This is a genomic window from Desulfobacter postgatei 2ac9, assembly GCF_000233695.2.
GTDB lineage: Bacteria > Desulfobacterota > Desulfobacteria > Desulfobacterales > Desulfobacteraceae > Desulfobacter > Desulfobacter postgatei.
This window is the reverse complement of record NZ_CM001488.1, coordinates 2,448-9,198: the sequence shown is the minus strand read 5'-3', so window position 1 is coordinate 9,198 and position 6,751 is coordinate 2,448. Positions and strand designations below refer to the sequence as shown.

Sequence of the window (6,751 nt, the reverse complement as noted above, 5' to 3'; positions counted from 1 at the left end):
CTTTTAAGACTCATTTGTAATTACCCCTTACGCTGATATTATTCAAATCACGTTCAATATTCTCAAATACCAACTTTAAACCAGAAAAAGTACAAAATCAAAAGGTCGGCGCCATTTGTTTTCTTAATCCCAAAATCAAGACCCCTTAATAACCCCCTGTGTCAGGATAGATGTCGCCTCACTTGAAAAATAACAGTGGGGCATTGAGGTGATGATATGGGACATTCTATCCAAATCAAAGAAGCTGTGTTACAAAAGGTACTCTCGGGGAACAAAACCCATGATGAGATATCAAAAGAATTTGGGATTGGGCGGTCAACTATTGGCAAATGGTTAAGAGAATACAGAAAAGGCGGTAACATCAACTTGACATCAAAGAAAACGTCCCAGAGACTGGACTTCGGAAGAGCGCGTCTCAGCCCTGCTGGCTACGGGATCTATGTCTTCCGAGGAGAGCGCATCTTGGTGTCGTAAAAACGGGATTTTTATCCATCATCTGAAACAGTGGAGGCAAGATGCTGTTTCGGGAATGGCAACTGATTTCAAGAGGCAAGCCTCCGTAATCGAGACACAGTTACGACGAGAAAATTCGGCATTGAAAAAAGATCTTTCCCGCAAAGAAAAAGCCCTTGCGGAAACAGCAGCCTTATTGGTTCTTAAAAAAAAAGCCCAGGCGATCTGGGGGGAGCCCGAGGACGATTGATATCCCCTGAAGACAAACAAAGGATTTTACAACTGATTTCAGATGCACATAAAGCGGGTGCCAGTTTATCGGGTAGAGTAGAGCACTGATTCGGCCGGTTTCTTCAGCCCTTTTTATATTCGAGACGCCTTGCCGCACGCGGCTACTACGTGTTCCAAAGGCCTTGCATCCTCAATGCTCCCTCATCAAACCGTGCATACGGTTCTCCCGTACACGGCTTTCCGATGTTCTTCGCTGTAAGGCTTGCGCCCTTTTCCACTTTGCGTAAGTTGGGATTCCAACTTTTGCACAAATTTGATTTCCCCTCCATCCTTCTCTATGGACTTAAAGCTGACACCATCTATTCCAGGTGCACCTTTGTTTGCCCGGGCAAGGCGATAGGCATGACCAAGGATGTCAGCCCGGTAGACCTTGTCATATAAAGAATAGAAACGAAAATCCGGTTCCTGCTTGGCCTTACAATAGAGCTTCCTCTGAAGCGTCCTGATCCTATCCGGAGTTAGTAGCATATTGCAATCTCCTGATCCTCCGCTCGTTAGTTACGTGAACAAAGTAGGGTCCCTTTCCTTGGCCGGGGTTATGTTGTCCCTCAGCCTCAATCGGTACTATGAACCCCTCCGACTCCCAATACAGCCCCATGGAAATTTCGGATCTCCTTATATCCATCAGTTAACGGGCCCTTCACCCTAACCCGCATTGGGGTCTCCCGCACTGGACTGCCAATTCTTTCCGATACATGCCATCCCCTGCTACCCCCGAAAGATCACCTGAAAAGAATTTCCGTTTTCTACTCCCAGGGCACTACGGCCTTCCCCTTGATGTCCAAAAGGTCGGCATCTTCAATTAGTTGACGAGGCTACATATAGGTTCACTTTCGTTACGGCCTGCATCTTTGCCCATAAGAAACTTACAACCTCTGGTTACCCAGACGCTGCTTCCCGGTGCTAAGAAGGCGTACGGATAATTCCTCCTTCAGGACTTTAACCTGTTAGAACTACAGTTGTTACGGCATACGGACAGCTTACTTAATGCAAACAAGAAACATACTTCAGCCCGTTAATTTCCAAACATCGCGCCATTTGGTCCCAAATGGCAGGAATAGCAGCCAAAGCCTGTGCGTGTAATGATGCTGAACGGCTTCAGACCGAGGGCTGCAGACATTTCTGGAACCAGGCGGTCGAGTTTGAGCCGGGTGGTTTCCGGAGCCCTGTCGAATTCGGGGCCCAAAAGCAGTGCTCCGCTTAGTCTGGGCAGGGCAGCCGTGGGCATGTCATATATACCCTGGGTCTCTCCCTGGAGATGGCATAGCCTGCAATCTACCCGCGCAAACCGCTCCGGTTGCCAGGTGCCGAAGACATCGGCGGCAACCGGCAGCACCTTTTGACGCATATGGGCCTTGCGCTGGCTCAGGTTCATTTGTTCCCAGGTCAGCTGTTTTCCTTCAGGGCCAAGGGGGCCGACCCGTTTCGGGTAGCAGCCGAAGAGCAGTGTTGCGGCCGCAGTCAGAATGAGAATAGTGATTGTGAAATATTTGTTGTCCATGGTAATGCCCTCCAAAAGGATTGCCTATATCATAATCTTTAGCCACATCTTTACCGGCAGATTGATATCATTGTCCAGTGGATCTGCCAGGCCTTGATCAACGTATTCAGGTCTATTCCAAAGCAGGCGATCAGTAACCCTTCATCTCCCTTTCGAGGAAAGGGTGCGGTGGCGCATTGCCCAGGATACGTCGCAGGATGGAATTCATGGTCCAGTGATCATTGTCGAAGCCGCCGTGGCTGGTGCTTCTGGTGATTTTGCCCTTTCTGCCGTCCGAATAATGAATGTTCAAACCTTTGATGGAGGAGATTTTTTCGGAATACTTCTGCATCCCGAGTATTGGTTTGTCCGGGTTGCGCTCCAGCGCGCGGGATACCAGGTACAAAAGGGATTTCCGGTAGACACCGCCAACGTTGTCGTCTCTTTCCAGCTTTTCCGTCATATTGTATATATCCAGTACCGGCAGCCTCAGTATTGACGGATTTTCATTTGGCTTTGCCATCCTATTGACATAGTGTTCGTTGAAGAAGTCGACGCTGCACGCGGGGGCCATCAGGCTGCAGCTCTGAATGAGGTCCGGACTTCCCAGTGCATTGAGTGAGTCGAGAAGATGTCCTAACAATACCGCACCGGTGCTGTGCCCCGCCAGGTGTATCTGTATCCCGGTACCGTGCAGTGCCTCGGCAAAGGTTCGGATGACAGCCGAGCCGTCACGCTCTGGGGCTTTGTCCACAACGAAAGGCAAGCGGGCATCTCGTTTCATCTCCTCCCAGATTGGCGTGACCGGCTTGCGCACGACATCCTCAATCAGCTTATCGCTCAAATCGATCAACTTTTCCTTGAGATCACCCAGGAAGCCTTCCATGCGGTCGCCACGGTAGGCACGAATAACCGTGTCCTTGAGTTCCTCCACCAGCCCGGTGTCATACATCACGTGGAAGGGATAGATGCCATTACGCTTGAACCCTTCCTTAAGCGCGGAAATTCGTGTAGCGGAAGCCCTGGACGTATTCAGGCCGCCGTGGGCATAGATCAGGAGATGCCGGTAACGCTTGTCGGATACCGACTCCTTTATGAGCCGCGCCGTGTTCTGGATATCCGAAAGGGTACTCCAGTAATCGCCACGTTGCTTGAAGGCGCCGTCGTCGAAGTGTACAAAATGGCCGGCGATCTCCATTCGTTTGGGTGCAGCCTTGTCACTCTCTGCATCTGTCTTCGCCAGCGACCGGGCTGTGATGCCAAAGACCTGGGGCGTGGGGATGGCAAGCCGGAATACCCAACCGTCGCTGATGCTGCTGATCCAGTCTTCATATAGCCACAGGGCAAACCCATCAGACCCCCAGCCTTTTCCCCACGAGTTCTGCACAATAAAGCCGTCGCTGTTATAACCGACGATGGCAAAGGCATGCCCGCCGCTGACGTTGGCGTTTGGTTGGATCGTTGCCAGTTCGGAATTCCCCAGGATCTTGGGGTTAAATCAGCCGGAATGCACGTCGGCCGAGACATAGATCGCTCCGACCTCGTTCAGGGCCGCATGGTAATCGTTGAGTTCCGAACTCAGCCGATAATAGGCGCCGAGGGCATTGGAACGGGCATTGGATGCCCGCTCTATGGAGATCTCACCGGGGCTGTCTTGATCATATGGCCAGATCTCTTCGCTGCAAACACCCATGTTTTTCCAGCCGCGTATGGCCCCCCGGCAACTGGAACCCGCGTAGTCCTCGCCTGGCCATTCGTCATGCATCTTGGCCATTTCATAGAGCATTCTGGGGCTGACCCGGAACTTGGTGTCTTTTTCCGCGTTCAGCAGGTTGATCACAGCTGCAAGGCCAAACCCGGTACAAGCCCCTTCCGTTCCCTGGTCAAGAATCTTCGGCACCAAGCCACGTTTGTCAATGACGGGCTTGAGTGGAATGAGGGCAGGCTCATACATTCTGTCCCGTATATCCGGCGTGTCCTTCCGCGCGTTTAGTACGCGATTTTTTCCGTCCACTTTGACTGATTTGATTTGGAATGTCGTGGTATTTTCCATCTTTGTCTCCTTTTGTCCTAATGTCAAAATTCGAAATTATGAAAAATCGTGCTTATGGCTTGCGGTTTCCATGTTTTCAAGTAGATCTGTTTTTCGTTGCTGTGTTTATTTCCTAACAAATTAAAGGCGTCTGGGCAAGGTTGTTTTGCCTTACAATTTAAATAGAATCGATTTGTCAAAATGTCTTGACAACTTGACATATTGTCAATTATGATGCCGATATTATTAATTGAGCAGTTTTCCGGATAACGGGTCCACTACAAATTCCGAACAGCTGCAAACTTAAGAGCAATACCGGCTATGCTGAATCCTGACTCCCCCATACCCTTGTATCACCAGATTTGCGAACAGCTGCAATCCCGTATCCGGGAGGGCGTTTACCCGCCCGGGCATATGATTCCGTCTGAAACGGAACTTGCAAAATCATATGGGGTGGGCCGCCCCACCGTGCGTCAGGCCATGGATATTCTGGTGCAACGGGGACTGATCCAAAGAAGGCGGGGGTCCGGAACCTTTGTGAAGGAACCGTCGCCGCAAATTGATCTGTTCTCCCTTGCCGGGACCTCCCAGGCATTTTCAACCAAGGGGGTGCCTACGCAAAAAAGAGTGATTTTACCTTTGAATAAACAAACCGTTACAGGCGATGTGGAAAATCCGTTTCACGGCAAAGCCGCCTTTGCCATGTCCCGTTTGACCGTGGCCCGGGATGAACCTGTGCTGCTGGAGGATATTTTTCTGGACCCGGATCTGTTTGCGGGTATTGAGCATATGGCGCTTGGGGATAACTCCTTGTCCCGGGTGGTGTCCGAACGGTTTTATCTGGCACCTTCCGACGGCACCCAGCAATTCCAGGTGGAGCCCTTGAATGAACAACGGGCTTCTATTTTAAATCTGGGGACATCTTACTTATTTGTTAACAGGAATTAGAATGTTTGTTTAAATCCCTTCATGGCACGAAGGGCAAGGGCAGTGGCGCCGGGTTTTCCCCATCACATTACACAAAAGGGGAATAGAAGGCAGCAGACATTTTTCAAAGATCAGGACTTTAAAGCCTATCTGGCTTTGATGGAGGAATGGTGTTTGAACTATAAGGTTGATATATGGGCCTATTGCCTGATGCCCAATCATATTCACCTGATTGCAGTTCCTGAAACCAAGGATGGATTAATTCAGGTCATCGGGGAAGCACACAGACGATATACGAGAATGATCAATTTCAGGGTAGGTTGGCGTGGTCATTTATGACAGGGGGGGTGTGTCATTTACCATGGAAGAGAGGTGGTTATTGGCGTGTACCCATTATATTGAGTACAATCCGGTCCGTGCCGGTCTTGCAAAATGTTCTGAGGATTGGAAATGGAGCAGTGCCGGGGCACACATATGGATAAAAAGGATGAGATTCTTGTCAAAACACCCCCCCTGCTTGAGATTGTCAATATCCCCTGGAGAGATTTTTTATTTTCTGATATTCATAAATCTGAAATTGAATTATTCAGAAAACATGAACGGACCGACTGACCGTTCAAACGACTTTTGTAAAACATTTGGAAGCTATTTTAGACAGGCGGCTGAGGCGCAAAAAAACTGGTCGAAATAACAATGAGTAAGGTGTTTGAATGCATAAGTTACGCAAGGAATAATACCCGATTTTAATTTGGGGGCCAGCCCCCAACCCCCCTGGATTTAACGCATTATGGACAGAAACATGGGAGAGGGGCAATACGCAATTGACTGTATATCACCCCCCATGTCTCCGTCACCAGCTACGGCGCTCAGGTTGCTTCCCAGCATTGCCCTATCCTCCGAGCTGGTAATGAATGGTATCTTACCATAGTGAAAATGAATTTTAAATCGGCAGATTCTCTTTACAAAAAAGACCTCCAAGCGGCATGATGGCTTTAGAAAGCGGCTGGAATAACCTGAGTCATCCAGAATCAATTACCACAAGGAGGTCATAATGAGTATGCATTACATTGGTTTAGATATCCACAAAAAATTATACGCTTATTGTATTAAAGCAGGCGATGGAACACTTCTTGGGAATGGAGTGATATCTGCAACCAGGCCGGCATTGGAAGAATGGATGGAGCAACTTCCCCGCCCTTGGACGGTTGCAATGGAAGCAACAATGTTTACCGGCTGGATTTATGACTTCATAAAACCTTATGCCGATGATATCAAGGTCGCTCATCCTGAAATGCTCAAAGCGATTACAGCAGCTAAAAGAAAACGATCTATCTGATGCCCAGAAAATATGTGACCTTCTCAGAGTTGATCTGTTACCGGAATGTTATATGGCTCCGAGCGAGTTGCGAGAATTAAGAAGAATTTTAAGATACAGAAACCACATAGTCAGAACAGCAACCCAAACTAAAATAAAATCTCTGGACTTTTAATGGAGGTCGGTGCTGAATACAACAAAAAAAGCTACATGGCAAACGCTATTTCTGGGAATTAATGGACACCATTGAGCA

The 6,751-nt window shown here is 48.8% G+C and carries 9 protein-coding genes; 5 read left to right on the top strand and 4 right to left on the bottom strand.

Features of this window, described 5'->3' with window-relative positions; genetic code table 11:
* Nucleotides 1-216 precede the first annotated feature (216 nt).
* Nucleotides 217-474, top strand: a complete 258-nt coding sequence (locus DESPODRAFT_RS20750; protein ID WP_245531970.1) for a helix-turn-helix domain-containing protein — start codon at nt 217-219, stop codon at nt 472-474.
* 414 nt (nt 475-888) lie between these two features.
* Here the strand turns inward: DESPODRAFT_RS20750 and DESPODRAFT_RS20470 are convergent, their stop codons facing one another.
* The 4 genes from DESPODRAFT_RS20470 to DESPODRAFT_RS18445 form a co-directional block, all read right to left on the bottom strand.
* Nucleotides 889-1,212: a hypothetical protein gene (locus DESPODRAFT_RS20470; RefSeq protein WP_040015765.1), complete on the bottom strand. Its 324-nt coding sequence runs from the start codon at nt 1,210-1,212 to the stop codon at nt 889-891.
* A 547-nt stretch (nt 1,213-1,759) separates the two neighbouring features.
* Entirely contained in the window at nt 1,760-2,245 is a 486-nt protein-coding gene (locus DESPODRAFT_RS00195; protein WP_004070393.1) for a hypothetical protein, read from the bottom strand.
* 130 nt (nt 2,246-2,375) lie between these two features.
* Entirely contained in the window at nt 2,376-3,683 is a 1,308-nt protein-coding gene (locus DESPODRAFT_RS00190) for a hypothetical protein (protein WP_371905013.1), read from the bottom strand.
* A gap of 39 nt (nt 3,684-3,722) precedes the next feature.
* Nucleotides 3,723-4,277, bottom strand: a complete 555-nt coding sequence (locus DESPODRAFT_RS18445; RefSeq protein WP_052314639.1) for a C1 family peptidase — start codon at nt 4,275-4,277, stop codon at nt 3,723-3,725.
* Between the two features lie 300 nt (nt 4,278-4,577).
* On the opposite strand from DESPODRAFT_RS18445, the gene DESPODRAFT_RS00185 reads away from it, so the two are divergent.
* The 4 genes from DESPODRAFT_RS00185 to DESPODRAFT_RS20735 all read left to right on the top strand — a co-directional run bounded on the left by DESPODRAFT_RS00185 (nt 4,578) and on the right by DESPODRAFT_RS20735 (nt 6,519).
* Nucleotides 4,578-5,204: a GntR family transcriptional regulator gene (locus tag DESPODRAFT_RS00185; protein ID WP_004070390.1), complete on the top strand. Its 627-nt coding sequence runs from the start codon at nt 4,578-4,580 to the stop codon at nt 5,202-5,204.
* A 21-nt stretch (nt 5,205-5,225) separates the two neighbouring features.
* Nucleotides 5,226-5,522, top strand: coding sequence for a transposase (locus tag DESPODRAFT_RS20745; RefSeq protein WP_245531969.1), 297 nt, complete (start codon nt 5,226-5,228; stop codon nt 5,520-5,522).
* A gap of 135 nt (nt 5,523-5,657) precedes the next feature.
* The gene (locus DESPODRAFT_RS20740; protein ID WP_245531891.1) at nt 5,658-5,795 is read left to right on the top strand and encodes a hypothetical protein; all 138 of its coding nucleotides are present in this window, start codon (nt 5,658-5,660) and stop codon (nt 5,793-5,795) included.
* 439 nt (nt 5,796-6,234) lie between these two features.
* Nucleotides 6,235-6,519 carry a hypothetical protein gene (locus DESPODRAFT_RS20735; RefSeq protein WP_052314638.1) on the top strand — a complete coding sequence of 95 codons (285 nt, stop codon included), beginning with the start codon at nt 6,235-6,237 and terminating at the stop codon, nt 6,517-6,519.
* Nucleotides 6,520-6,751: the final 232 nt, after the last annotated feature.